Raw genomic sequence first — 24,308 nt, forward strand, 5'->3', positions numbered from 1 at the left:
CGGGGGTGTGGCGGCTGCTGCACCGGCATGGGTGGTCCTGGCAGTGTCCGGCCCGCCGAGCTCTGGAGCGCGATGAGCGCGCGGTGGAGTTGTGGAAGAAGGATGTGTGGCCGCAGGTGGAAGCACCGCGGCGGCGCTCGGGGCACACATCGTCTTCGAGGACGAAGCCGGGTTCGCGATGACGCCGCCGCGGGCTCGCACTTGGGGACGGCGCGGGCGCACGCCCGTCGTCAGGGTCCGCGGCCGGTCCCGGCGGCGTATTTCCATCGCGGCGATGTGCTGTTGCCGGCCCGGCGAACCGTCGCGGCTTATCTACCGTCCGCGGTTCCACATGCCGTTCAAGGGCGCGCGCAAGAGCTTCGCCTGGACCGACTACCGTGACCTTGCGGTTCGTGCTCATCTACAGTTCGGCACCCCGATTGTTCTTATCTGGGACAATTTGAACACTCATCTGGCTGCCGGGATGCGGCAGTACGCCGCCGATCACGACTGGTTAACCCTCGTCCAACTGCCCAGTTATNGCTAGAGCGCACTCTTCGCCGGAGCCTGAGCCATATCCAGCGCCACCCCGAACTCATCGACGGCTGCCTCGCCGGGACCGGCTTGACCCTCACCCCACACCCGACATGAACCCGAAAACCTCAGTAGCAGGGCATGGTTTCGTGCAGTTCGTCGGCCAGGGCGAGGTCGGGCCAGGGCATGGGGGTGTAGGTGCTGTCGGGTTCCAGGCGCCGTACGGCGCGGGTCAGGGAGGTCGGCAGTGTTCCTGTGCAGGCGTAGAAGTCCTCGGCGGCGATGTCGCAGACCTCGTCGGTGAGCAGGCCGTGCAGGGCGCGCAGCAGCAGGATGGTCTCGGGGATCTGTGTGTGCTGGGTCTGCTGGCGTTTGGTCTGCTTGCGTCTGTTGCGGTGGTCGGCTTCGTGTTCGAGGTTGGCGGCCTGTCCGGCCCAGTGGCGTGCGTCGCGTGTGTCGCCGCGTTTGAGGTGGAGGGCGATCTTGCGCCGGGCGGCGGCGTGGTGGCAGCGCACCGTGGTCTCGGTGACACCCATGATGCGGGCGGTCTCGTCGGTGGGGTACTCCAGCACGTACCGCAGGACCGTCACATCGAACTGCCGCTCCGGCAGCCGGGCGATCGCCGGATACAGGCCCAGGTGGCTCTCCATCGCGGCGAACTCCTCACGCACACTCTCGAGCACCACCCGGGTCACCCGGGCGAACACCGCCGTCTGCGACATCGCCGACTCCCGGCCCGCGCCTGCAGGTCCTCGGCCACGCTCTCCTTCAGATGGCTCCGAACGCCTCGGCGAACTCGGCGTCCGCGAACAACTCACCCAGCTCGTCACGGACCCGCATCGCCAGCGGGTACGGGCCCCGTGCCGCCACCGCCCGCGCCACCTGCGTGGTCAGCTCAGGCACCTTCGGCCACGGCCTCGGCTGCATCGACATTCCACACCCCACCCGCGACCGGGAACGCCAAGACGGCCGCTGCTGTCCCGACCAACGAGCCGCCGGCCCCGCCGGGCAGCAGGATCGGTGACAGCGTTCTTACCGGCTCACCCACGTCGATGTGCCGGGCACGGACCACCCGATCCCGGTCCGCACTGGGATGGGGGTCGGTGCATGAAACTGGCCCGCGCGGCCTGAGGCTGTGCGCGCCCCGGCCAAGGGTGCTTGCGGCTCGGGTGCCGCTGTTTGAACGGGTCGGGCGCCCAGCTGTTGTAGGACCAGCGCAGGAAACTGTCCAGGTGCCGCCGCCCGGAGATCCAGGGCAGGATCCGGGCCTCGACCGCAGGCGAGTAGGTGAGGGTATGGGGGTGCGCGGGCAGGCCGTATGTGTAGAAGGTGGTGATCTTCCCGGCCCTGCGCCCTGCGTCTCAGGCGTCTGTTCCGGCATCGGTCCCCGCATCGGTGCCTGTGCCTCCAGCCGTCCCGCCGTCGGCCGTCCCGCCGTCCGTCGTCGCTTGCCCGACCGTCAGGGTCACCGTGCTGCCGGTCTCCGCCTGGCCGCCCGCGGGGTTCTGGTCGATGACGGTTCCGGCCTGTTCGGTGGACGCGGCCTGGGGAACGATGTCGGGGACCAGGCCTGCGTCACGGATCGCCTGTTCCGCGTCGGCCTGGGACCAGCCCACCACCGACGGCACGTCCACCGAGGGGGCACCGGTCGAGGAGTCCGTCGCGATGAGCAGGGTCACCGTGGATCCCGCGTCCGCAGTACCGCCGCCGTCGGGCTCGGTGCCCGCGGCGAGCCCGAGGTCCAAGTCGGGGTCGTCGACGGCCTTGGTCTCCACGGCGAAGCCCTGGTCCTTCAGCCGCTGGGTCGCCTCGGTCTCAGACAGGCCCCTGACCTGGGGCACCGTGACCTGCTCCGTGCCGGCCTTGTCGTCGGGGGCGGTGCCGGTCACGTCTGGCTCCGGGGGCAGGTCGATCTCGACCCGCTCAGCGGGGTCCTTCACGTCCACGACGGTCATCGAGTCCTGGGGCTTGTCGGCCTTCTCGACCCGTACGACCCGGTTCTTCTTGACCTTCCACTTCTTGTTGCCCTTGTCCTGGTGGCTGAACTTGGTCTCGACATCGCCCGGTTCGTACTCACTGACGGCCAGCGGGTTGCCGCAGTTGCACTTCACGCGGGGCACCCCGAACACGTCGACGAGCACGGCGGTGCCCGCTTCGAGGACGGCGTCGTAGCGGTTGGCATCGCCCTTCTTGTAGCCGTGGTTGGCGACGAGGGTGTCGTTGGAGAGGACGACCTCCGTAAGCGACTTGACGTACTTCTTCACGTTCTTGTTCTTGGCTGCGATGCCAAGGGCCTTGGCCCAGGCGTTCTTCTTCTTGGTGTTCCTGGCGTCCAGCAGGAACTCCAGCAGCAGCTCCGGATCGCACACGTTGATCTGGCGACTGCCGCCGTACAGCCCGGCCTCACTGCCCTTGTGCGAGCCGCCCTTGTCGGTGAGGTTCCTCCCGAGGTGGAGGCCGTCGCCGAGGTCACCGCTGAAGAAGGCGTTCTCGGCGACGTAACCGACGGCTTCGGCAGCCGCCGCTCGGGCCACGCACGCCAGGCCGGTCATCGACCCAAGGATGACGGCGAAGGCCACGAACGCGGCCGCGGTCCTAAGGCTGAACATACGGAATGTCTTCGTGGCACACGCCATGGCCTGCTCCCCCGTTGACGCCGGGACCTTACCCGGTCCGGCGGCTTCAACGGTCCCAGCACCAAGGAGCGTTCGCCATCCGTGTCACTCACAGCAGGGAGGCGTATTTCAGCTAAGCCCGGCGCTCCCGCGCGCGCTTCACCGCCAGTCCGATGGCGCGTGCCACCGCAGCTCGTGACGCTGGGCAACAGGCGCCATACCGGTCCCGGCAGTGATCGAACCGAACACAGACCAGCGCCGCCCCGAGACCGCGATTGCGGCTCATGACAGATCCGTTACCGCCACCCCCAGATCGCTCACACTCGTCCAACGGCTCAGAACCCAAACCGTTTCTGATCATTAGCGGTTCTGGACGTCCGTCCAGAACCGCTGGAGGTCCGTCCACACGTTCTGAGCGAATGTCCAGAGGTCGGCGCGCAGTTCAGGGTTGCGCACGAGGACGGCGGCGACCGCGACGAGGAGCAGGAGCTTCAGCAGGCCGCCGAGACCGGAACTGGAGCGGCCCCGTTGCGGCCGCGGCTACGGCGCATGGCGTCCAGGTGGTTGTTCGCCTGCCGCCTGGCGGAGTCATTGAAGGCTTGCTGGCCCGCTTGCTGAGCAGGGTCGGGAAACATCGTCGGCCACCGCCGGAGTCGGACGTCCATGTGCGCGTGTCCACGCGTCCGGTCGGGCACAGGGTTGCCCGCGGACGAGGTCTGTTACGGAAGGCTGACGCCCCCCGTGATCCGCGTGGCGGAGAGGCAATGGTCCTGCAGGCGCACGCTTCGCCGCCGTCCGCGTACAGGCGTATTCGACCGCGCTCGATTGCGCGCCCCCGCGCCCGGGTGGCGCGCGAATCGGGCAGACCAGCCATACGGGCCCGTTCCCGGCCTTGGGGACACACGGCTCGCCGCGTGACCGAATAAGCCAGCAGGATCGGTGACAGCGTTCTTACCGGCACGTCGGCCGTGGGTTCAGCGTGACTGAGGTGCTTTCACTGGGAACCCACGGTGTCTTCGGCAGGCGGGACTCGCGGGTGTCGGTCGGCTCCGCGAGGGAGGCCCCGAACACCTTGACGTCGACCTTGACCTCCTTGAGGGCCTTGCGCAGACGCCGCCTGGGCATCTGGTTGTACATGCTCAGGACCTTGGAATCAGAGATGCACAGGTAGAAGCGGGGCGGTCGGGACGTCGTGGCCATGGAGCACCGTCCTGGGCTGAACGCGGACAAGCGGGCCCGCATGCTGCGGCCCCGCCAGGGTTGATACCCGCTTTCTAGTCCGAAGAAGTGCCGTTTTCGGAGGTGGACCGCCCCTACTGACCTGTCTGCCGGCGGGCCCACCGCAGTCCGATCCCTACGTGCTGCTGCGCGAGGCGCCGACCGCGTCCGGCCGGGTGACGGCCGATGGGCTCGGTGTACAGGGCGGTGTCGGTCCTCCCGTGGGGAGGCCGGGAGGGACGGCGGGCCCGCCGCCGTCCGCGTGACAGCACGCGGGCGTGCCCCCGGAGGGCCCCTTCCCTGAAGCGGAAGGGGTGCCGCCTGCGCAGGATGCACTGAATTCGGCCACGCGGCAGGGTTCCCGCTCAAACGCATCGGACTGAAGGACGGGTACGGGTACGTACCCGTACCCTGAGGCGATGGGAAGGAGCACGACGTATGACCGATGCCAACATTCGCATCCCCGAGGAAGCCAGAGACCGACTCGCCGCGATAGCTGCTGCGGAGGGGCTGTCGCTTCGCGCGTATCTGGCGCGTCTCGCGCAGACCCTGCTGACGCCGGCCGAGCGGGCCGAGCGGGCCGAGAAGGCGCGGGCCGCGCTGAAGGCGTGGAACGGCTACGCCCCGACCGTGACTGAGGAGCAGGACCTCGACAGCGAGCTGGACCGGCGCCTGGCCCGGGTGACCGCCCGGTGAGCGAGGCCATGCACATCGTCCTGGACGACACCGCGATGGCCGCGGCCGGGCAGGGCAGCATTCTCGCCTCCCGCCTCATCCACCGCGCCCATGCCGAGGCGAACTGGTTCCTCTATGCCCCGACGTGCGCGCTGGTGGAAGCCGACCGGGCCCGGCCCGGTACGGCGGAACATCTGGCCTCCCTGCCCGGCGTCACCGTCCTCGACCTGGACCTCGCCGCCGTCCTTGCCGTGGCCCGGCAGCAGACCTGGGCGGCCGCGCACAGCCTGCACGCCGCGCAGCCCACCCCGGATCGACCCGACGGGGCGATCATCGCCACCACGAACCCGGACAGATGGAGTGGCGAGGCGGTCCGCGTTCTGGACCTCACCTGATTGGCAACGCGGCCCTGGTCCGCAGCCTTACCTGGAGGCGGTCCACCTGGACCAGGACGGCGGCGACGGCTGGACCGGCGACACCGAACGGCACTGGCGGGCCCGCGGGTTCCGCCCGATGGGCCGCGAGCTGGTCGTCGACAAGTGCGTGGCCGACCACGCCCCGCCGCGCGCGCCTGGCTCAACGAATCGACCATCCACTTCGACGCGGGCCTGCACGGGCAGTGGTCGTCATCGGCGGACCTGGAGTGTGCGACATCCCGCGAGTTCCCCTGAGCCCTGCTGAGTCCCCAACCTCGTGGCCAGGGGGTTCTTCCTCCTTCGTGTGCTCTGCTGCTCTGTGACGTAACTTCGGAATTTTTGAAGCGTTCTCACCTTGTCTGACCGATCCGTAGTCGCACCGAAGGTGAGGAGGCTCGGGTTGGCGGCGCTGGCAGTCGTACGGGACCTGCGTGGGCACTGGGCGCCCGCGTCGGCGGAGGAGCTGGAGCGGTTCGAGACTGACGTGCTGTCCGGGTTCGTTCTCGCGCGGGCCTCGGCGGGCCTTGCGGACGGCACCATCCGCGGGGACGTCGGGCACCTGGAGCAGATCAGGACCTGGTTCGGCCGACCGCTGTGGGACATGGAGCCGGCTGATGCCGACGCGTACTTCGGGAAGGTGCTGCGGAACTCGCCGAGCGGCACCCGGCTGGCCCGGTCGCAGGCTCTGACCACGTACTTCATGTTCCTGGAGCTGCGGCACAAGGTCGAGATCCACCGGATGACCGGCCGGGTGGTCGAGTGTCCGATCGACGAGATGAACCGGCCGCGCGGGGCCAAGGACGCCCAGCTGCGGATTCCTCCGACCGAGTCGGAGGTCGGGATCCTGTTCACGGGCTGGGGTGGTGAGCTGGCGACCTGCCTCAAGTTCGCTCCGACCGCCCGGAACTACACCACGGCGAAGCTGATGTCGCAGGTCGGCCTGCGGGTGAGCGAGGCATGCAAACTTGACCTGGCCGACATCAAGTGGAACCTGGGACGCTTCGGAAACTCCATGTCCGCCATGGCAAGGGCGCCCGTGGCTCGGGTCCGCGCGAGCGGATGGTGCCTCTGATCAATGGCGCCGACCGCACGCTGCGGTGGTTCATCGAGGACGTGTGGGGTCAGTTCGACGACGACCACACCCGCCCCGGCGCCCCGCTGTTCCCCTCCGAGCGCAAGAACGCCGACGGCTCCTCACGCCGGGTCGGCGACGACGCCCTGCGCGGCGGGCTCAAGGTCGCGGCCAAAGCGCATCTGCCGGGATGGGGCGAGCGGCTGACGCCGCATGTCCTGCGGCATTTCTGCGCGTCCCAACTCTATGAGAACGGATTGGACTTGCTCGCGATTCAGGAGGTTTTGGGGCATTCGTGGATCGCCACGACGATGCGATACGTCCACGTCCAGCAGACCCGGGTCGAGGACGCCTGGGTCGCCGGGACCGAGCGAGCCGCGAAACGGCTGGAAGGGCTGACCCGATGAGGTGGAACCTGCGGCTGACGGCCGCGAACAAGGGTATCTGGAAGGCGTCCGAGCTCCAACGGAGCCTGGCCGAGCAGGGGTTGGTTATCTCGGCGGGGAAGATGTCCGGACTGTGGTCCGGTCAGCCGATCTCCCTCAAGCTCGAGGACCTGGACATCATCTGCGTCGTCCTCGGCTGCGAGATCGGAGACCTGCTGATCCCCGAACCAGACCAGGTCCGCCGTCCTGGCGAGGAGACCAGGCAGCAGGCCGCCGCCGCATCCGGTCCCGCTCCGGCGACAGCGGTGGTCCCGCGTCGCCGGGACGGCCGATCGCTTCCCCCGATGTGACCCATGGGCCCGAGTTCCTGCCAGGAATGCCTCGCCTGGGGACGGTTCTTCGAGCCACGTTGCCCGACGTGTTCCTCGTTCGCCAGCCGCCGGAACGTGGGCGAGTGCGCCGGCTGCACCCGCCGAGTGCCTTTGCGGGAGGAGTACTGCCGTCTGTGCTGGGTCCAGACGAGAACGGAGGCTGCCGCGACCGGCGACAGACCGGAGGTTTTGCTGCCTCGCCTGCGTCACCAGCAGTTGTTCTTCTACGGCCTGACGGCGCTCTGGGACCGCCAACCCAAGCAGACCGTGGTGAAGTACGGTCGCCGGGGCCGTCCCCGGCGACCCGATCCGGTCCCGGCTTTGCCGCCGTCCCTGTGCTGGCTCCAGCCTGCCCTGTTCGCCGCCCGCCCGGACTTCACGCGGTCGCCGGCAAGCACGGCCCTTCCCTGCGGCAACCCGTGGCTGGCCTGGGGCCGTCACACTGCCCACCGGCTCGGTGAGGCACGAGGCTGGCCTCGTAAAACCCGGCTGAACGTCGATCAAGCCCTCGTCACGCTGCTGTCCGGCCACGCCGACGGCGACGTGATCCAGTACTCCGAAATAGCCCCCGTGCTGCGGGCCCGCGAACGTGAGCACCGTCCGCACGACGGAAGTCCTCGACCGCATCGGCGTTCTCCTCGACGACCGGCCCGCGACCTTCGATCTGCGGCTTGAACGGAAGCTCGACGGCCTCGCCGCCGGGATCCGACAGGACGTCGAAGGATGGGCACGGACCCTGCACGACGGCGGGCCCCGGTCCCGGGCCCGGCATCACGCAACGGTCTGGAACTACCTCAACCGGATCCGACCGGTGCTGAGCGACTGGTCCAGTTGCTACGACCACCTGCGCGAAGTGACCCGCGACGACGTGATCACACACCTCGACACCGTCCACGGCTCTCCACGCCAGCACACCATCGTCGCGCTGCGATCCCTGTTCCGGTGGGCGAAGAAGAACGGCACCATCTGCACGAACCCGACCGCCCGCATCCGCGTCGGCCAGCACGAAGAAGGCGTCGTCCGGCCCCTGGAACCCGAGCACACCAGCGGGTCCGTAGCCGCCGTCACCCACCCCGCCGACCGGCTGATCCTCGCACTCGCCGCAGTTCACGCCGCACGACCTGGCGCCATGCGCCGCCTACTGCTCGACGATCTCGACATTGGAAACCGCCGTCTGACGATCGACGGCCGCACCCGCCCACTGGACGATCTCACCCTTCAACTTGCCCAGGAATGGCTGGAGTTCCGTCGTCGCCGCTGGCCCGGCACAGCCAACCTGCACCTGCTGATCAACAAGCAGACCGCCCTGGGAACGGGCCCCATCAGCAAGAGCTCCGTCGCCGGCCCGGCGTTGCACGGCCAGGTCGCGACACTGGAACGACTCCGCATGGATCCGGCGGCTCGAAGAGGCACTCGTCCACGGTCCCGACCCGCTCCACGTCGCCGAGGTCTTCGGACTCAGCGAGAAGACCGCGATTCGCTACGCGAACTCTGCCCGCCAACTCCTGGAGCGACCCGTCGAGCGGCTCTGACTGTCGTGTCACGTCGAAGATGGCGTCGCGTTCACGGACCGGGGGAATCGGCAGCCAAAAAGCCTTCGCAGTACCCCATAGAGGGCTGGTAGCAATTGATGATGTCGACTGAAGCCCTTGACCCGATGGAACGTCTCCTCGCCGAGCGAGCCTGCGAGCATCTGATCGTCGAGTTCGTGCGCCGCCTCGACCTGGGAGATCCGAGCAGTGTCGCGGACCTCTTCACGCCTGACGGGGTGTGGGAGTGGCCTCTCGGCGACCGCAGAGTGGAGGGGCGTGAGGCGCTCCGCAGCTACTTTGGTTCGCGCCCCAAGGACCGGCTGTCACGCCGTATGTCTACGAACATCTTGGTCACGGTGAATTCTGCGTCGGCGGCCACCGCCACCTCTTACTTCGCCACTTACCGGGTCGACGGCTATGCCGATGGCATGGTGCCCCCGAGGCTCCCCGCGAACGTGGGCCACTACGAGGACACGTTCCGAAAGGTCGAGGACACCTGGCTCCTCGCCAGCCGAGTCACGCACCTACCCTTCGGCGGAGAGACGGTGCGTCTCAGCCACCCCGATCAGTCGTGACTGTGGGGGCCAACCTGGCTATGTCCACCCGCCGCCGTGGCGCCGGCCCGGCGGCTTCACCACGAACCCACGGATCCGACGCCGCGAGGCACAGCGACAGACCCTTGGGTTCCCACCGGGAACCCTTCAGTTTTCGTGAACTCGCGGGGGTCCTGGTGTGTGACCCAGATGCACCAGAAACCCGCCACGGGATGATCTCGGAGCGTTGAGTATCCCTCGCATCCGTTCGGCCCGGTGTCGTTTATGGTGACGTTGGGTTTCGTCTTGGGGTGGAGTGGTTGTGACCTTGATCGAGAGGACTGATGGTTGTGTGGCATTGCTCATGAGTGACGACTCGTGAACAAAGTCAGGGAGTGAGTGGGCAGCTTGGTCAGGTGGTGCTGTCCGCTGGGGCGATGCGGGCGAGTGCGCCGATCTCCAGTGCGGTCCACAGGGCTCCGTCGGGGCCGGGGGTGATGCCGTGTGGTTCGGAGTGAGGGGTGGGCAGGTCGTGGACGGTGAGGGACCCGTCGGGGGTGAGGGTGCCGACGCGGTTGCCACCCCATTCGGTGAACCATGCGGTGCCGTCGCCGTCGACGGTGATGGCGTGCGGTCGGGCGGTGCGGTCGGGCAACGGGAACTCGGTGATCTGCCCGTCGAGGGTGATCCGTCCGATCTGCCCGGCGGCGATTTCGACGAACCACAGCGCTCCGTCGCGGCCTGCGGCGATCCCGACTGGCCCTGCCGCCTCCGTCGGCAGGGGATGGAGGGTGACCGCACCGTCCATGTCGATCCGCCCGATGGCATTGGCCTGGTTGAGGGTGAACCACATACCGCCGTCGTCACTGGCGGTGATCGCTGAGGGAAACGCGCCGGTGACGGGCAGCGGGAACTCGGTGATGTGGCCGGTGGCGGTGATACGGCCGATGCGGTCGGCGGCGGTCTCGGTGAACCACAGCGCACCGTCGGGTCCCGCCGCGATGCCGAACGGCCCGCAGCCGGGGGTGGGAATGCCGAATTCGTCGATGACACCGTCGATGGTGATCCGCCCGATCCGGTCCGCCCGATACTGGGTGAACCACAGGGCGCCGTCCGGGCCGGGGGTGATGACGGTCGGCCCGCTGTCGGGGTCGAGCCGGTGGCTCGTCGGCTCCTCCCCGGGGACGAGCCGGCCGATCCGGCCGCTGTGGACGAGGGTGAACCACAGCGCGCCGTCCGGTCCCGTGGTGAGGGCGTAGGGTCCGGCCGTCCTGTCGGCCACCGCGTGCTCTTCGATGGATACCTGGGGCGAATGACTCAAAGGGGCTTCCCCAATCCGTGCTCGGTGGCGATGCGTTCGATGTCGGCCGGGGTTCCGGCCATGATGGTGCGGGCGTGTTCGGTGACGAGGTCGGCGGGCCAGTCCCACCACGCGGCGCGCTGCAGCCGCTCGATGCCGGCGTCGTCGAACCGTTGCCGGATCGGCCTGGCCGGGTTGCCGCCGACGATCGTGTAGGGCGGCACGTCGGCGGTGACCATGGCGCCAGCCGCGATGATGGCGCCGTCGCCGATCCGTACGCCGGGCATGACGGTTGCCCGGTAGCCGAACCAGACGTCGTTGCCGACGACCGTGTCGCCGCGGCTGGGCATGGCGGTGACGATGTCCAGGGTCTGCTCGGCCCATCGGCCGCCGAACATGGTGAACGGGTATGTGGACACCCCCATCGACGGATGCTCGGCACCGGCCATCAGGAATGTGGTCCCCGAGGCGATCGCGCAGTACTTGCCAATGATGAGACGCTCCGGCCCGTAGGCGTAGAGGACGTTGCGGTGCTCGAAGTCCGTGGCACCGTCCGGGTCGTCGTAGTAGGTGTATTGGCCCACGGCGATATTCGGTGAGGTGACCAGCGGGTTGAGGAACACCACCCGTTCGTGGGCGGGCAGCGGGTGAACGGTGGTCGGGTCAGGTGACAACGTTGGGGTCCTTTGCAAGGGTTGCGTGATATGTCGCACGCGGTCGGGGGCCGGGCGTTGCCGGGGCATGGCTCGGATGCGGCCTGGCACGGCGGGACTTCAGGCGTTCTCGGGCGCAGACGGAGTGACTCGCTCGACGAACCGGACGATCGCACCCATTGGGGTCGGTGACCCGGAAGAGGCGCTCGCACGGCAGTTGAACCCCGCCACGGAGTGCAGGCCAGGGAGTGCCCTGGCCTGCCACTGCCTCAGGATGCCACCGGCTGCTCCAAGTGGCTGCCATAGGGCCGTGTGATGATCTCCATGCCGTGCCCGGCCGGATCCATGAAGTACAGGCCGCGCCCACCGTGGTGGTGGTTGATCTCTCCAGGCTGCTTCAGATGCGGATCGGCGTAGTACGTGATCCCGGCCTGCTGGATTCGCGCGAAGGCCGCGTCGAACTCCTCGTCGGAGACGAGGAACGCGTAGTGCTGCGTGACGATCGACTCCGCCGGGACGGCGGCGAAGTCCAGTGTGACCCTGTTGCCGGTGGCCACGGGAACGAACGGTCCCCACTCTGTCCCGACCTCAAGCCCCAGGATGCGCGCCAGGAACTCGGCCGACTCCCGGTTGTCCCGGGCATGGATGATGGTGTGATTCAACTCGACTGACATGTGTGGAATGCCTCCGCAAGGCAATCTCACGGGCACCTCCATGCCTCACCCAGACGGTGACCGACACGCGATGCCGTGCCCGTGATCTTAAACAGCAACGCTCACGCTGTCGAGGCGTCATCCGAGGAAGTCCGCGTCGCCTCACTGCTGGTGTCGATCGCCGCCCAGTGGGCCCGCGTCACCCATCAGGCCCTTGTACGGCAGGCCGAGTCGCAGTACCGGCGCGACCGCCCGCTGCCTTTGGGCAGCTCCATGCCGCACTGACCGCACCGCCGGACGCATGTCTCCAGGGTCCTCCCATCCGTCGGTGCGGGCCAGGGACCCTGGGTCATTCCTCGTCGGTGGCGCCCGGATCGCGAAGCGGACGCAGGCCACCCGGCAGGTCGGGAAGCTGGAAGGAGTACCGGCCGAGCATGTTGATGTGGTGCCGCACGAACGGGGAGAGGGAGGCAACGCCAAACTCTTCGTCAAAGCGATCGTGCAACTGGTCGACACCTACGGCCCCGACCAGATCATTCAAGCCGTCGACCGCCTCTGCCCGGAGGACAAGGCGCAGGTCACCGTCTCCACCGCGCACAAGGCCAAGGGACGGGAGTGGTCCTCGGTGCGCATCGGCAAGGGCTTTTCCGCCCCGCCGGTGGACGAGCTGGGTCTGCAGCGCGCGCTGCAGTCCAGCGAGGCGCGCTTGGTTCTACGTCGCGGTCACCCGCGCCCGCGACCTGCTCGACACCGAGGGCATCGCCTGGATCGACCAGTACGAGAAGCACGCTGCCGACGCGGGCCTGGACGGCACCGTGGCCGGACGGCCGATGATCGAGCTGAGCCTCACCGGGCAGCTGAAGTACGACACCTCCCCGATCTTGCAGTTCATGACCCGTCACCTGCCCCACATCCAGAACCTGGTGGGCGGCTACCAGGCGCGCATCGCACACCTTCCGCCCCCGGTGCAGCCGCTGGACGTGCAGTACCCGAACTGGCCGGCCCTCGGCCGCGCCGTCGACTACCGCCTGCGCCTGAGCCTGGGCGGCCGTCTGGGACCGGCCGTGGACGCCGCCGTGATGCTGCTGGGCGACAGAGCCCGGCTGCACGGCGCACCGGACCGGCAGGTCCGCAAGGCCCTCCACGCTGCGGGCCAGGACCTGCTGGAGACCGTTGACGCCCACCTCGCCGACCCCGCCGTACTGGACGGCGAAGCCCTCACCCGGCTGTGCTTCGTCGCCGGATTCTTCGAAGACATCGCCCGCACCGGGCAGATCCGCCGCTTCAGCATGCTCGCCCAGGCCACCCCCACAACCACCCTGGACGACCTGACCGCCGGCCGCCCCCGACTACGTCACCACCGACATCGACCAGCAGATGCAGCTCGCCGAGGGGCCCTTCGCCGCCTTCCGTGCCCTGCCGCCCGCCGCGCGCGTGTGCGGACCGGTCTTCGCCGGCAGCAACGACATCGGTGGCGCCGACGCCGACTACATCCTCGGCGGCCTGCTGCTGGACTGCAAAGCCACCAAGGACCCCCGCCGCCTGGGCCGCGGCGAGATCCACCAGCTCGCCGGATACCTGCTCCTGGACTACGACAACGAGTACGGCATCGACCGCGTCGGGCTGTACCTCTCCCGCCAGGGCGCACTGATCACCTGGCCGACCGCGGAATTCCTGCGCAGCCTCGGCGCGGCCGAGCCCCTGCCACAACTGCGCGCACAGCTACGCCAGCATCTGCACGAGGCTGGTCATCGCGGCCGCGACACGTCCCTGCCCCGGTGACCGGCCCCTGCAAGCGCGCGCTGCAGACGGCAGGAGGCGGGCCGAACAGGCCGATGGGCCCGCGAGGAAGAACAGGTAGCGGCTGCATGCCGCCCCTGCGCCGAGGTGATTCGGCCTGCGGCCGTGGACGTGCCCAACCGGCCCAGCGTCTGTGATCTGAGTCACTTTCAGGCAGGGGGCGGGGGTGGGGTCGAGCCTTGGGGCGGGCAGGTGCCTGTCGGGTCCTTGCTGGTCAGCGTCTTGCTGGAGAGTGTTCATGCGGTCACTTTGGGCACTGGCTCATGCCTGGTCGTGACAGGTCAATCACTCGCTGTCGAAAATCCCTCGGGGGCTCGGTACGTGTTTGGGCACCCGGATCCGAAATCCTGCGGTTGAGGACGCACAGTCCTGCGGCGCCCTGAAAGGCAAGGAGTGTCGGGTGCCGCCCCGCAGGATTTCGAGGACAGGCCCTGTGACCGTTAACGACGCGCTCGCCGCGGTGGTGGTGGCCACCGCGCTGCGGGTTTTCGCCCCGGACGTACGCACGCTGACCCGGCGTGTCCTGAGCGCCGGGGTCCGGGTCGGTGCCGCCGGGCTGCTGGAGGACACCACCCGCAGCGCAGCCGGGCCGACCCCACCGCTGGAGCCTTCTCGCGACGAGGAGGTCTGACCATGAGCGTCCCGCCGTCACCAGAAGGAGCCGACGCGGCCGGCGAAGCACAGTTCACCCTGCCGCGCGGCTTCCTCGATGAACTCAACGCCCTGCAGGGCCTTCAGTACCGGATGCCACCGGACCTGGAAGCCTTCTACGACCTGTACGCCCGCGCCCACCTGCGCTACGCGCACACGATGCTGGGCGACAAGCAGGCAGCCAGGGCCGTGGTCCGCCGCGTCTACTCCCACCTGGCCCTGAACTGGCTGGTGGTGCTGAAGGAGGAAAGCCCCGCAGCGTACGTCTTCGCGCTCCTCAAGCAGCGCGTGGAAGGCCACCTGCGGCTGACAGGCCGGACCTCGCAGCTGGTGCGGGCCGCCAGTTACCAGCACGCGGCCCGCGCGACCCTTCAGGCCATGCGCCGCCAGTTCCTGGTGATCGAGTCCCCGCTCGGCCTCTACACCGCCATAGCCTCCCTGCCCGACCGCCAGTACGACGTCATCGTGCTGCACTACGTACTGGGATACCCCTGCGCCCGCATCGCCAACATCATGGGAATCAAGCCGGACACCGTCCGCTCCCACCGCCGCCTGGCCCGAGAACGCATCGCCGTCAAGCTCGGCCTGCCCTCCCACTCGGCTGCCGACGAAGACAAGGAGTAACACCGTGCCGCGCAGCATCAACAGAGTCCTGGCCGAAGCCGCCCAGCCCGACCCCTTCACCGATGACGACCTGGACGACATCAAGCAGGAGGTCGTCCGCGACATCACCGCCAGCCTCATCTTCGGAGCCGATCCGGCGCCCCTGGGCCACTTCCCCACCACCCACGACCAGGCCAACAAGGACCTGCAGGCCCTCTCGGCGCAACTGCTGCACCACGACGACGCCGCGGAACTCCTGGCCAAGCTGTGCGACGAAGGCATCGACCCCGACGGCGCCCTGCACTTCGCATGCCTGCTCAACCTCGCCGGATACCACGACGGCGCGCAGTTCTGGTGGCAGTTCTCCGCCGGGGCCGGCAACGCCACCGCCGCCTACTGCCTGCAGCTGTTCCACCTCGGCCGCGGAGAGATGCGCGATGCCGACCACTGGGCCCACCAGGCCTTCGCCCTCACCGACCAGTACCCCAGCCCCGTCTTCGAACGAGCCATCTGCCCTGATCCCCACTTCCCCCACGCTGCCCTGCGCGAAGCGGTCGGACGGCTGAAGGTCGACGAAGTGGAGGAGTTCGGCTTCGGCCGGGTCCTGCACCCCGACCCCGGCCTCGCCGAACGCATCGAAGAGCTCGCCGACGCCCTGTGAAGCACGACGCACCGCACGAGCGCACTCGGCGCGCCAGACCCTGACCGCCATCGAGGCCGCTGCACGGTGGACAGGCACGGACAAACCAGCGCGCATGAAATAGGGATCGCCCTGCCTGACACCGACGCCAGTCCCGCTGCGGCCGCTGGTCACCAAGTGTCCGGCCCGTACGCGCGGGGAGCGACCGGTGGGCCTCGCCCAGGCCGAGCTGCTGAACCGGTCCGGCCCGTACGCGGTGCTCACCCTGGTGGCGGGTTCTGGGGGGGGCGGTCAGGCGACGTGCAGCTTCTTGCGGCGGTCGCGGGCGAGTTGTTCGCGGTAGTCGGCGACGGCCTGGTGGTAGTGGGCGACGAAGTCGGGGTCGTCGAGCTGGTCGGCGGGGTCCATGGCGTCGACGGCGGCCCGGGCTTCGGCGGGTGTGTCGTATCCGGCGAGCATGGCGTTGATCCGGTAGACGCCGTTGCGCTGCTTGGTGACCAGGCGCGCCAGTATGAGCTCGCGCAGCCCGGAGGTGACGCTGGGTCGGCTCAGGCCCAGCAGGGCGGCGATCTGGTTCTGTCCCATCTCGACGCGGCCGCCGGTCTCGCTGCGCGAGCGCAGGGCGAGCAGCACCCGGTAGGCGGGACCGGGCAGGTCCAGGCCCGCTACCACACCCTCGGCATTGACCGGCGCGAACAGCAGCCCTTGGCTCACCGCCCCTGCCCCCTCTCCTGCCAGGCCCGTTCGACCGTCCGGTGCTCGCCCTGCACTGCGAGCTCCTCGAACCGCCGGCGGCGCGCACGACTGACGCTGGAGGGGGTGGCGGTTGGTGTACCAGGCGCGGGCTGACCTGGAGTGTTGCGGGTTTGTTGAGAGGTCAGGTGAACGGTTCCAGCCGGTAGGTCGGGGTGTGTGAGCTGGGGCTGTGTGTTCTGTGCTGAGTGTGGGGGATTCGTTGTAGGTAGCTCTAGCGTGAAAAGGCCCGGTTGGTGTTTGTGCTGGTCAGGGCTTTTTGCGCTGGCGGGGTGTGGGGTTACTGAGATTCCGAGGGTGATGTCGCGTCCTGCAGCGCCCTTGAGCTGGGCCTATGGGCGACTGCACGGCGACACCACGCAGAGATCATCAGTAGCGGGTTCGTGTGGGGCGGTGGTGGGTTTCGGTGAGGTGGTCGAGGCGGATGGCTTCGAGTGATGCCTTGGTGATGCGTTCGGTGCCGTCGCAGACGGGCGGTGATGGGCGGCTTGGCGGATGAGTCGGGTGAGGCTTCCGATGCGGCCGGCGGTGCGTTGGTGGAGGTAGGGGGCGTGGCGGGGGAGGGTGCCGGGTTTGTGCTGTTGGAGGTCGAGGTTGTTTTCGATGTCGGTGATGACGTCGCGGAAGGGTTGGCGTTGGCCGTGGCGGGCGGGGAGGGGCCGCAGTCGATGAGGGTGGCGCGTCCGGCGAGTTGGGCGCCTCTGACGCCGGTGAAGAGGGGGGTGTCGGGGAGGTTGGCGTCCACCTTCGTCTCGCCGTTCTGCGTGCCGTGGACCAAGAAGACACTGGCGGCGATAAAGCCCAGGTCGGAACTGCTCGCCGCGTTCCTGATGGCCTGCATCTTGTCGATGCAGGCGGCACATCGCGGCGAGCCGGGCGAGGAGCATCGAGGTGTCATGATCGCGCCTCCTGCGGCCGGCGGAGCGATTGCGGCGACGCCTTGGGCAGGCGCAGGACGAGGCGGGCGCCGCCCTGGGAGCCGGAGGGGGCTTGGGCGGTGAGGGTGCCACCATGGGTGGTGGCGATGGACCGGGCGATGGCCAGGCCGAGGCCGGTGCCGCCGTCCTGGCGGGTGCGGGCGTCGTCCAGGCGGGTAAAGCGGCCGAAGACGCGCTCGCGGTCTTCGGCCGGGATTCCAGGGCCGTCGTCGGTCACTTCCAGGACCACGTCGTGGCCGTCGATGGCCACGCGGACCCGGATGGTTGCGGCCGCGTGGCGGCGGGCGTTCTCCATGAGGTTGATCAGCAGCCGGGTCAGATGGGCGGCGTTGCCGAGTACCGGTGCGGGGCCGGGGGCGTCGACGTCCACGGGCAGGGTGGCACCTGGTCGACGGGCCAGGTCGTGGGCGAGGGGGGTGAGGTCGACCTGGCGGTGATGTGGTTCGTGGTGGGCGTCCAGGCGGGCCAGTAGCAGGAGGTCGCTGACGAGGGCCTGGAGGTGGCCGGTGTCTTCGAGGGCTTCGGCGGCGACCTGGGGCCAGTGCGCCCTGTCGGGGCGGGCGAGGGCGAGTTCGAGGCGGGTGCGCAAGGTGGTGAGCGGGCTGCGCAGCTCGTGGGAGACGTCGCCGGTGAAGGTGCGCAGTCGTGTGACGGCGCGGTCCAGGCGGTCCAGGGTGGCGTTGAGGGTGGTGGCCAGGCGGGAGATTTCGTCCCGTGCGGGTGAGACCGGGAGGCGGCGGTGCAGATCGTTGGCGGTGATCTCGGCGGCCTCGCGGCGCACCGCTTCGACCGGAGCCAGGGCCCGGCCTACCGTCACCCATGTCAGCAGCGCTCCGAGCAGCACGATCAGCAGCACACCCGTCGCCAGAAGGACGAGCATGCCGCGCAGGGTGTCCTCGGCCGCGGTGAAGTCGACCGCGCTCTGGGCACGGTAGCGGCCGTCGGCTGAGAACGAGGACACCTTGCCCCCCTCGGTGGCCGTGGGCGCCTGGGACACCGGGGCCGTCGGGGCCGTCGGTTTCTGGGACGGTGCAAGGGCGGCCTCCGGCACGGGGACCAGTTTGTCCTGGGCCAGGCTTACCTCGACGCCGTCGACGGTGTACACGCCGGTGCCACTCCTCCCTGCTTGGTCCAGTAGCGCCACCGCCAGATCGGCTTGCCGCTGCGAGGAGTTCCGGGCCGACTGCCACAGGTCGCCGCGTACCGTGGTGAGCAGGATGGCTGCCCCCGCGGCCAGCGCGACGGCCAGGACCGTGGCCACGGCGAGGGTCATCCGGCCCCGCACGGTGGATGGCCATATGCGGCGCGGCGACCGGCGGCGTGCGGGTCCGGGCATCAGGCCCTCAGCTTTCGGTGGACAGCCGGTAGCCGGCGCCCCGGATGGTGCGGATGCTCCTGCGCCCGAACGGCGCGTCGATCTTCCGGCGCAGCGCACTGACGTACACCTCCACGATGTTCAGGTCGCCCTCGTAGCACTCGTCCCACACGCGCTCGGCGATGTCGGTTTTGGTGATGACCTCATCGGCCCGCTCGGCCAGACAGGCCAGCACCGCGAACTCCTTCGCTGTCAGTACCACTTCGTCCGGGCCGCGCCAGCAGCGTAGTGAGACCGGTTCGATGCGCAGGTCTCCCACCTGTAGTGCCGCCGTCGCGCGGCGTCCGGAACGGCGGATGAGGGCCTTGAGGCGGGCGATGAGCACGACGAAGGAGAACGGCTTGGACAGATAGTCGTCCGCCCCCGTCTCCAGACCTTCGGCCACGTCGTACTCCCCGTCTTTGGCGGTGAGCATCAGCACCGGCGTGCTGTTGCCCGCTGCGCGCAGCCTGGCGCAGACGGCATAGCCGTTCAGACCCGGCAGCATCACATCCAGCACGATCACGTCATACGTTCCCGACAGCGCACGCCGCAGCCCCTGGCGCCCATCGGCGACCCAGTCCACCTCGAAGCCCTCGTCGGCCAGCCCCTGGCGCAGCAAACCCGCCAAACGTGCATCGTCCTCCACCATCAGCATGCGCATGAGGTGCAGCCTGCCTCACCGGCGGCTACCGCGACGCCGAAGCTGAAGTCCGCTTCAGGATTTCAGCGTGGCCTCAGCACCTCCCTGCCACGGTTGCACCCACCACCACCGCGGATCGAGCGGTGATCGGACCGGAAGGACATACCGTGCGTCAGTCCAAGACCCTCAAGAGTGCCGTCATCATCGGTGCCACCGCTCTGCTCGGCATCGGCGTCACCGTCGGTGCCGCGCATGCGGGTGGCGCCGACACCCCCGACACCACCAAGCCCGCGCCCTTCGCAAAGGTCGTCAACAAGCAGACGGGCAAGAGCTCGAACGTCCCCCTCAAGGAGATCGGCAAGGACGAGATCGGCGAGGGGGCGATGTCCTGCGCCGTGCCGCTCGACGGTGACGGGGCGGGCGGAGTGGCCTTCAAGCTCGACAGTGCCGGCAAGCCGGGCAAGAAGACTCCCGTCAAGCTGATCAGCAAGGGCAAGAGCGACGGCAAGTCGGCAGTTTGCTCCGAGCTCGTCGAGGGCAAGCCGGCGGCCCCCAACAAGGTCGAGGGCAAGCCAGCGGCCGCCAAGAAGTAGGCCGGTTCGCATCAGCGCCACCTGACCCACAGGGCCGTCCCGCTCGCCAGGCGGGACGGCCCTGCGTGCCTCTGGATTGCCCAGCGGGAGAGCAACCCGTGACACGGCCGACGCGGCGTGGTGTTCCGCTCGCCGCAGGCATCGCGGCCGCTGCCGTTGGCGCTACGACGTCGCCCGCAGCGCCTTCCGGCTGCCCTACGTGTGGGCCAGGACGGCGATCCACCGTGACGCGGACACCGCTCTCCCAAAGCCGCACGATCGCCGGATACTCGGCGACCCACTCCTCCTGGAACTCCAGGAACCGGACTTCTGCCACGCTCGCGGTCGAAGCCGTGCAGACGGGCTTGAGTACCTGTGTCTCATCCCTTCGGCGAGAACCGGCCCGGGTGGAGTCGAACAGGTCTGGGTGGAAGCCGCCATGGCGGTGCAGGGGCTGCCGGTCCCTCTGCGAGTGCGGGTACCGTGTGGAAGATCGCAGGAACTCGGCTGCCGACGGTGTCCGGCCTGGCTAGCCTGGCTTCGTGGAAGATCGAGAAGTGCTCGTTGGCGGCGTGAATCGAGTCGTCCGGGAAGGCGGCCTGGTCCGGCGCCCGGCCAGCCCCTGGAGCGTCACCGTCCAGCGCCTGCTCGCGCATCTTTGCGAAGTGGGATTCACTGGCGCGCCGCGCCCGTACGGGCTCAGCGATCACGGTGCCGAGGAAATCGTCGAGTACCTTCCTGGAGAGGTTGGACACGACTTCGCTGCACCCGAGGTGCGGAGCGATGCTTCGCTGGTAGCCGTGGGACGCTTGCTGCGCGATCTCCATGACGCCTCCGCGGACTTCGCTCGCAAGCGGGACGATGTCTGGCAGCTTCCCCCGCGCGAGCCGGCGGAGGTGATCTGCCACGGCGACGCGGCGACGTACAACACCGTCTTCCGAGAGCAACTTCCTGTTGCCTTCATCGACTTCGACACGGCCACCCCGGCCCTCGACTGTGGGACGTCGCCTATACCGCCTATCGCTTCGTCCCGTTGTACGCCCCGGACGAAGTGGAACACACCTTGCCGATTCCGGAGGCAAAGCGACGCCTTTCCCTGTTCGCCGACTCCTACGGCCTGTCCCCAAAGGAGCGGTCCCAGCTACCGGCCACGGCGGCGGAGAGGTTGAGAGCGCTTGTCGCTTGGCTGCGCCAGCACGCCGCAGCGGGCCATCCGGCGTTCAGCCGACACGTGGCGGAGGGCCACGATCGCCGCTACCTCACGGATGCTCAGTGGATCGAGCACCACTTCGCCGCCGGTCCCCATGACGTCCCAGGCCAGCCTTCGTAGTCTTGGCATACTGAGTACGTGATTTCATTCCTGAGCTGCAGGCTGCCCGGCTCAGGAACGGACGACGACCTCAGCAGCTCGTTAGCAGCGGCCTCCGCGTCTGCCCCAGACACCTCCTTGGTGAAGTGGGACACGACCTGGTCGAAGTCCTTCAGCAGGGTCAGCCGGCCTTCCAGGCCCCGGATGTCCTCGTTCACGGGGTAGCGGTACGTGGACCCGTCACCGAAGTCGTCGCTGTTGTTGGTGACGTGACGCTGGAGGGGGTGGCGGTTGGTGTACCAGGCGCGGGCTGACCTGGGGTGTTGCGGGTTTTCCGAGGGTGATGTCGCGTCCTGCAGCGCCCTTTAGCACGGTGGTTTCCGGGATTCCTGCCACCAACGGATACCGCGTGCGCTACCGGTTGACGCGCTCCCTCCGCGCTGCCGCTGGCCCTTCAGCCGCCGTCTTCCTGGCCGGCCGCCAGGATGTTCCTCAAGGTATCGGCGGGCATTTGCGCCCACTGGGCGACTTCTTCCAGGGGCATTCCGGCGTTCACCGCCACCAGGGCGGTCCGCTTCCAGGCGTTGTCGATCAGGGCGGTGCTGTGCCGGAGGGTGCGCAGGAGCTGCCGGGCGACATCGGCGGTCGGCCCGGTCTGCACTCCGCGCAGCTGGAGCAGCTGTTCCTCGGCGCTCTCGATGGCCCGGGTGATCAGCGTGCGCTGTTCGGCGGGCACCGCCGCCCGCCACATCCTCCCCGAGCCTGGTGCCTCCTTCTCCTTGCCCAGCACGCGCAGCTGTCCGGCCATGGTGGCGGCCTGGTGTTCCTGGCGCAGCCACCAGGGACCGTTGTCGTATCCGGGCGGTCCGCCGGCACCGCGGCGGATGCGGATGACGCCGCCCATCCAGGAGGCCAGCGGGCCGCCGTAGTCGGTCGCGGCCACAGCTCCCAGCCAGGACCGTTCCACCCGCTCGCCCAGCCGGCGGCAGAACGACCCGTCGGCGGGCAGCGGCCGCGGCCACCCGGCGCGGCTGTCCCGCCACACCAGCTCGGCCATGGCCGGATCCAGCAGCGAGTCGGCGACGGCCACCACCTCGGGAAAGACGACCGCGTCCCGCCCCACGATCCGCCACCGCTCCAGATCACCACCGGCGTTACCGCCCGCGACCTGATGCAGCCGCCGCGGCCAGATCGCCTCGCTCTCCCAGTACAGGGCCTGTTCCCACCACCGGGCCACCACCGCATGCGCCAGCGCGAACACCCGCTCCGGCTCGGCCCCGGCCCGCACCGCCCGCCGCGCTACACCCGCCCACCGCCGCTGCGCCGCGGCCACCTCCGGCACGCCCCGCACGTCCAGATGTTCCAGCGGCTGGTCGGCGTCCGCGTCCAGGAGCCACCGCCCGTGCCGGACACACACCCGGGACCACAGCGGCGCGTACCACACCACCCGCCGGGCCATCCCCGTACGCCTGGCCGTGCACAGGCGGCAGCCGAACGCCACCGGCCCGGCGACCGCGCCGCCGATCCGCCACGCCGCCGCAGGCACCCCGTCCTCCCTGTCCGGCAGTTTGGCGTCCTCCTGTTCCCAGGACGGCAACGCCCGCGCCAGCACGTCCTCCTCGACGCCGCACAGGCCTGCCAGGAGCTGCCGCCCGGCTGCGTTCAGCAGTACCTCGGCGTCGGCCCGTGCGCCCCCGCTTTCGTGCCGGGGCGGGTAGTTGCGCCAGTGCCAGCTGGAGCGCAGCGCCTTCGCTTCCATCCCGTAGCGGTTCGCGATGCGGCAGATCAGTGATGAGGTCGTCTCCCCAGCGACGGGGACGACGCGAAAGAGGCCGGTGTGGGGATTGCTGCTGTGGGCGGTGCCATGGTCATCGGCCACCTCGGCTGGCTCCTTACCCGTCGTTGTGCTGACCCCAGCCTGGCCGGGCTGTTGCCGTGGGGTCCGGAAAACGACCAGGAATGCCGTTGTCCTTCCGGCCAACGAGACGTTGGCACCGCGGATCCGGTAGTGCGTTGTTGGTGCTTCCCCCATACATCCCTTGCGAGTGCCCATCCCGTTCTGGCCGGCGAGGAACGGGTGTCCGCCGTGTCGTGTGCGCGTCGGCGCGGGCGTCGTGACGCCGGGCAACGATGCCTTCAGGCGGTGTCGGCGGATGGCCGGGCTCCCGCGTCAGTGGTGTGCTCGCATCGTGGCGGCGGCGAACGGACAGCCGTCTGCGGTGCACGCCGGCAACCGAGCCTCGACGCAGCAGACCCCTTGCCCGTCATCGGAGACTGCGCGCGTCCAGGCTGCGGGAAAAATTTTTGAGGCTCCCCGCTTGCCGGCAGGGAGCCTCAGAGCCGCTGGTGTCCAGGTCAGTAGACAACGAGCTGGCGGTTCGCCACGCGTTGGTGGCGACACCTATAGAACGATCGCAGACGTTGTTCGGCTAGGCAAACGGACACTTCAAAAACAACCGTGAACAGGCGCGCTGATCGAAATGCTGTGACCGTGACTGGACCGTACTTGTTGAAGATCATGACAGTTGTTCAGTCCTTGGGACTTGTTCACTGCACGCTAGGGACGACCGTGTCGTGCGTTCAGGGCAGCCAACGCCCTCTACGCATCAGCCGGATTCGAGGAGATCGACCGCCTGTATTCCTATGCCCGCCAGCCATAGGAGCGCCATTCGGACAGAGGTCCGAAAGCGGCCCCGATCGTGTCGCATCCCCACCCCCGCCGGGGCTGGAATGCAGATAGGATGACGACGATGAAAAGCCGCCACCCCATCGGCGCGACACAAAATTCAGTGATGTCGCGTCAAGGATTTCAGCGTCTCAGCAGAGCCCACAGGGATCCGGGATTGGCCCCAATCTCTACCCAGATACCACAGTGATGCACTAGCAGGATCGACCGGCGCCGGATGGGGTGGCTCGAAATCCCAGGCCACACCCCGGGCAGAGTTTTGATGCACACCGGCCGCGACCTGCACTCACCTCTCGCCCCGTGCAGGACTCATGACCTTCCGTCACCCGAGACCCACCGCCCCTTGCTGCCAGCCTACGGGGGTCCGCGAAGCGGCCCCCCGTCCGGCCCGGCGAAGCCGGGCGGGAATTGAGCGAAGCGAA

At 68.7% G+C, this 24,308-nt stretch carries 28 protein-coding genes and 5 pseudogenes; 16 read left to right on the forward strand and 17 right to left on the reverse strand.

Annotated features, from left to right (window positions below; translation table 11 throughout):
- Positions 1–630 (forward strand): annotated as a pseudogene (locus tag IEY86_RS33360) (transposase); the annotation flags it as partial.
- 11 nt (positions 631–641) lie between these two features.
- Here IEY86_RS33360 and IEY86_RS33365 read toward each other — a convergent pair.
- The 5 genes and pseudogenes from IEY86_RS33365 to IEY86_RS33375 all read right to left on the reverse strand — a co-directional run bounded on the left by IEY86_RS33365 (position 642) and on the right by IEY86_RS33375 (position 4,328).
- Positions 642–1,235, reverse strand: coding sequence for a sigma-70 family RNA polymerase sigma factor (locus tag IEY86_RS33365; RefSeq protein ID WP_189135656.1), 594 nt, complete (start codon positions 1,233–1,235; stop codon positions 642–644).
- Between the two features lie 46 nt (positions 1,236–1,281).
- Positions 1,282–1,416, reverse strand: a complete 135-nt coding sequence (locus tag IEY86_RS37735) for a hypothetical protein (RefSeq protein WP_265806085.1) — start codon at positions 1,414–1,416, stop codon at positions 1,282–1,284.
- A 137-nt stretch (positions 1,417–1,553) separates the two neighbouring features.
- Positions 1,554–1,859, reverse strand: a pseudogene (locus tag IEY86_RS38350) (glycoside hydrolase domain-containing protein); the annotation flags it as partial.
- Between the two features lie 15 nt (positions 1,860–1,874).
- Positions 1,875–3,149 (reverse strand): DUF6777 domain-containing protein, encoded by a 1,275-nt coding sequence (locus tag IEY86_RS33370; RefSeq protein WP_189135657.1) that lies wholly within the window; start codon positions 3,147–3,149, stop codon positions 1,875–1,877.
- Positions 3,150–4,079: 930 nt separating this feature from the next.
- Positions 4,080–4,328, reverse strand: coding sequence for a DUF7019 family protein (locus tag IEY86_RS33375; protein WP_189135658.1), 249 nt, complete (start codon positions 4,326–4,328; stop codon positions 4,080–4,082).
- A gap of 456 nt (positions 4,329–4,784) precedes the next feature.
- Here IEY86_RS33375 and IEY86_RS33380 point away from each other — a divergent pair, with 456 nt between their 5' ends.
- The 7 genes from IEY86_RS33380 to IEY86_RS33405 all read left to right on the forward strand — a co-directional run bounded on the left by IEY86_RS33380 (position 4,785) and on the right by IEY86_RS33405 (position 9,373).
- On the forward strand, positions 4,785–5,042 hold the full coding sequence (locus tag IEY86_RS33380; protein ID WP_189135659.1) for a hypothetical protein: 258 nt from the start codon (positions 4,785–4,787) through the stop codon (positions 5,040–5,042).
- 8 nt (positions 5,043–5,050) lie between these two features.
- Positions 5,051–5,416 (forward strand): PIN domain-containing protein, encoded by a 366-nt coding sequence (locus IEY86_RS33385; protein ID WP_189135676.1) that lies wholly within the window; start codon positions 5,051–5,053, stop codon positions 5,414–5,416.
- A 421-nt stretch (positions 5,417–5,837) separates the two neighbouring features.
- Positions 5,838–6,509, forward strand: a complete 672-nt coding sequence (locus IEY86_RS37145; protein ID WP_229698993.1) for a site-specific integrase — start codon at positions 5,838–5,840, stop codon at positions 6,507–6,509.
- Positions 6,497–6,916 carry a tyrosine-type recombinase/integrase gene (locus IEY86_RS37150; RefSeq protein WP_229698994.1) on the forward strand — a complete coding sequence of 140 codons (420 nt, stop codon included), beginning with the start codon at positions 6,497–6,499 and terminating at the stop codon, positions 6,914–6,916. The genes IEY86_RS37145 and IEY86_RS37150 overlap by 13 nt, the downstream gene beginning before the upstream one ends.
- Positions 6,913–7,245: a helix-turn-helix domain-containing protein gene (locus IEY86_RS33395; protein ID WP_189135660.1), complete on the forward strand. Its 333-nt coding sequence runs from the start codon at positions 6,913–6,915 to the stop codon at positions 7,243–7,245. Before IEY86_RS37150 ends, IEY86_RS33395 begins: the two co-directional genes overlap by 4 nt.
- A 610-nt stretch (positions 7,246–7,855) precedes the next feature.
- Complete coding sequence (locus IEY86_RS37155) at positions 7,856–8,890, forward strand: site-specific integrase (protein ID WP_229698995.1); 1,035 nt, start codon at positions 7,856–7,858, stop codon at positions 8,888–8,890.
- Positions 8,891–8,899: 9 nt separating this feature from the next.
- Positions 8,900–9,373, forward strand: a complete 474-nt coding sequence (locus IEY86_RS33405) for a nuclear transport factor 2 family protein (RefSeq protein ID WP_189135661.1) — start codon at positions 8,900–8,902, stop codon at positions 9,371–9,373.
- 370 nt (positions 9,374–9,743) lie between these two features.
- Here IEY86_RS33405 and IEY86_RS33410 read toward each other — a convergent pair whose 3' ends face one another.
- From IEY86_RS33410 to IEY86_RS33420, 3 genes are all read right to left on the reverse strand, one after another.
- On the reverse strand, positions 9,744–10,652 hold the full coding sequence (locus IEY86_RS33410; protein WP_189135662.1) for a Vgb family protein: 909 nt from the start codon (positions 10,650–10,652) through the stop codon (positions 9,744–9,746).
- The gene (locus tag IEY86_RS33415; protein ID WP_189135663.1) at positions 10,649–11,305 is read right to left on the reverse strand and encodes a CatB-related O-acetyltransferase; all 657 of its coding nucleotides are present in this window, start codon (positions 11,303–11,305) and stop codon (positions 10,649–10,651) included. The genes IEY86_RS33410 and IEY86_RS33415 overlap by 4 nt, the downstream gene beginning before the upstream one ends.
- A 248-nt stretch (positions 11,306–11,553) precedes the next feature.
- A complete protein-coding gene (locus IEY86_RS33420) occupies positions 11,554–11,958 on the reverse strand; it encodes a VOC family protein (protein WP_189135664.1) in 405 nt (134 codons plus the stop codon).
- A gap of 75 nt (positions 11,959–12,033) precedes the next feature.
- Here IEY86_RS33420 and IEY86_RS33425 point away from each other — a divergent pair, with 75 nt between their 5' ends.
- A complete protein-coding gene (locus tag IEY86_RS33425) occupies positions 12,034–12,222 on the forward strand; it encodes a hypothetical protein (RefSeq protein WP_189135665.1) in 189 nt (62 codons plus the stop codon).
- A 64-nt stretch (positions 12,223–12,286) separates the two neighbouring features.
- Here IEY86_RS33425 and IEY86_RS38355 read toward each other — a convergent pair.
- Both IEY86_RS38355 and IEY86_RS33435 read right to left on the reverse strand, forming a co-directional pair.
- A pseudogene (locus IEY86_RS38355) lies at positions 12,287–12,409 on the reverse strand (transposase); the annotation flags it as partial.
- Positions 12,410–12,649: 240 nt separating this feature from the next.
- Positions 12,650–12,829: a hypothetical protein gene (locus IEY86_RS33435; RefSeq protein WP_189135667.1), complete on the reverse strand. Its 180-nt coding sequence runs from the start codon at positions 12,827–12,829 to the stop codon at positions 12,650–12,652.
- A gap of 485 nt (positions 12,830–13,314) precedes the next feature.
- On the opposite strand from IEY86_RS33435, the gene IEY86_RS33440 reads away from it, so the two are divergent.
- The 4 genes from IEY86_RS33440 to IEY86_RS33455 all read left to right on the forward strand — a co-directional run bounded on the left by IEY86_RS33440 (position 13,315) and on the right by IEY86_RS33455 (position 15,652).
- The gene (locus tag IEY86_RS33440; protein ID WP_189135668.1) at positions 13,315–13,719 is read left to right on the forward strand and encodes a hypothetical protein; all 405 of its coding nucleotides are present in this window, start codon (positions 13,315–13,317) and stop codon (positions 13,717–13,719) included.
- A gap of 451 nt (positions 13,720–14,170) precedes the next feature.
- Positions 14,171–14,368, forward strand: coding sequence for a hypothetical protein (locus IEY86_RS33445; protein WP_189135669.1), 198 nt, complete (start codon positions 14,171–14,173; stop codon positions 14,366–14,368).
- Positions 14,369–14,370: 2 nt separating this feature from the next.
- Positions 14,371–15,012, forward strand: a complete 642-nt coding sequence (locus tag IEY86_RS33450) for an RNA polymerase sigma factor (protein WP_189135670.1) — start codon at positions 14,371–14,373, stop codon at positions 15,010–15,012.
- A gap of 4 nt (positions 15,013–15,016) precedes the next feature.
- Complete coding sequence (locus IEY86_RS33455) at positions 15,017–15,652, forward strand: hypothetical protein (protein WP_189135671.1); 636 nt, start codon at positions 15,017–15,019, stop codon at positions 15,650–15,652.
- Positions 15,653–15,922: 270 nt separating this feature from the next.
- Here the strand turns inward: IEY86_RS33455 and IEY86_RS33460 are convergent, their stop codons facing one another.
- The 4 genes and pseudogenes from IEY86_RS33460 to IEY86_RS33470 all read right to left on the reverse strand — a co-directional run bounded on the left by IEY86_RS33460 (position 15,923) and on the right by IEY86_RS33470 (position 19,340).
- Positions 15,923–16,345 carry a MarR family transcriptional regulator gene (locus IEY86_RS33460; protein WP_229698996.1) on the reverse strand — a complete coding sequence of 141 codons (423 nt, stop codon included), beginning with the start codon at positions 16,343–16,345 and terminating at the stop codon, positions 15,923–15,925.
- A gap of 408 nt (positions 16,346–16,753) precedes the next feature.
- A pseudogene (locus IEY86_RS38360) lies at positions 16,754–17,108 on the reverse strand (TniB family NTP-binding protein); the annotation flags it as partial.
- 170 nt (positions 17,109–17,278) lie between these two features.
- Positions 17,279–18,595 (reverse strand): sensor histidine kinase, encoded by a 1,317-nt coding sequence (locus tag IEY86_RS33465; RefSeq protein WP_189135672.1) that lies wholly within the window; start codon positions 18,593–18,595, stop codon positions 17,279–17,281.
- A 70-nt stretch (positions 18,596–18,665) separates the two neighbouring features.
- On the reverse strand, positions 18,666–19,340 hold the full coding sequence (locus IEY86_RS33470; RefSeq protein ID WP_189135673.1) for a response regulator transcription factor: 675 nt from the start codon (positions 19,338–19,340) through the stop codon (positions 18,666–18,668).
- A 146-nt stretch (positions 19,341–19,486) separates the two neighbouring features.
- Here IEY86_RS33470 and IEY86_RS33475 point away from each other — a divergent pair, with 146 nt between their 5' ends.
- Both IEY86_RS33475 and IEY86_RS38365 read left to right on the forward strand, forming a co-directional pair.
- Positions 19,487–19,912, forward strand: coding sequence for a hypothetical protein (locus IEY86_RS33475; RefSeq protein ID WP_189135674.1), 426 nt, complete (start codon positions 19,487–19,489; stop codon positions 19,910–19,912).
- A gap of 102 nt (positions 19,913–20,014) precedes the next feature.
- A pseudogene (locus tag IEY86_RS38365) lies at positions 20,015–20,150 on the forward strand (DUF2071 domain-containing protein); the annotation flags it as partial.
- A 121-nt stretch (positions 20,151–20,271) separates the two neighbouring features.
- On the opposite strand, the gene IEY86_RS37165 reads toward IEY86_RS38365, so the two are convergent.
- Positions 20,272–20,718, reverse strand: coding sequence for a hypothetical protein (locus IEY86_RS37165; protein ID WP_229698998.1), 447 nt, complete (start codon positions 20,716–20,718; stop codon positions 20,272–20,274).
- Positions 20,719–20,787: 69 nt separating this feature from the next.
- Here IEY86_RS37165 and IEY86_RS37170 point away from each other — a divergent pair, with 69 nt between their 5' ends.
- Entirely contained in the window at positions 20,788–21,060 is a 273-nt protein-coding gene (locus IEY86_RS37170) for a hypothetical protein (protein WP_229698997.1), read from the forward strand.
- Between the two features lie 100 nt (positions 21,061–21,160).
- On the opposite strand, the gene IEY86_RS33485 is transcribed toward IEY86_RS37170, so the two are convergent.
- Together IEY86_RS33485 and IEY86_RS33490 are read right to left on the reverse strand one after the other, a co-directional pair.
- Entirely contained in the window at positions 21,161–21,418 is a 258-nt protein-coding gene (locus IEY86_RS33485) for a hypothetical protein (protein ID WP_189135678.1), read from the reverse strand.
- Positions 21,419–21,654: 236 nt separating this feature from the next.
- Positions 21,655–23,079: a TniQ family protein gene (locus tag IEY86_RS33490; protein WP_189135675.1), complete on the reverse strand. Its 1,425-nt coding sequence runs from the start codon at positions 23,077–23,079 to the stop codon at positions 21,655–21,657.
- Positions 23,080–24,308 lie beyond the last annotated feature (1,229 nt).

This window comes from Wenjunlia tyrosinilytica, from assembly GCF_014646055.1.
GTDB classification, from domain to species: domain Bacteria; phylum Actinomycetota; class Actinomycetes; order Streptomycetales; family Streptomycetaceae; genus Wenjunlia; species Wenjunlia tyrosinilytica.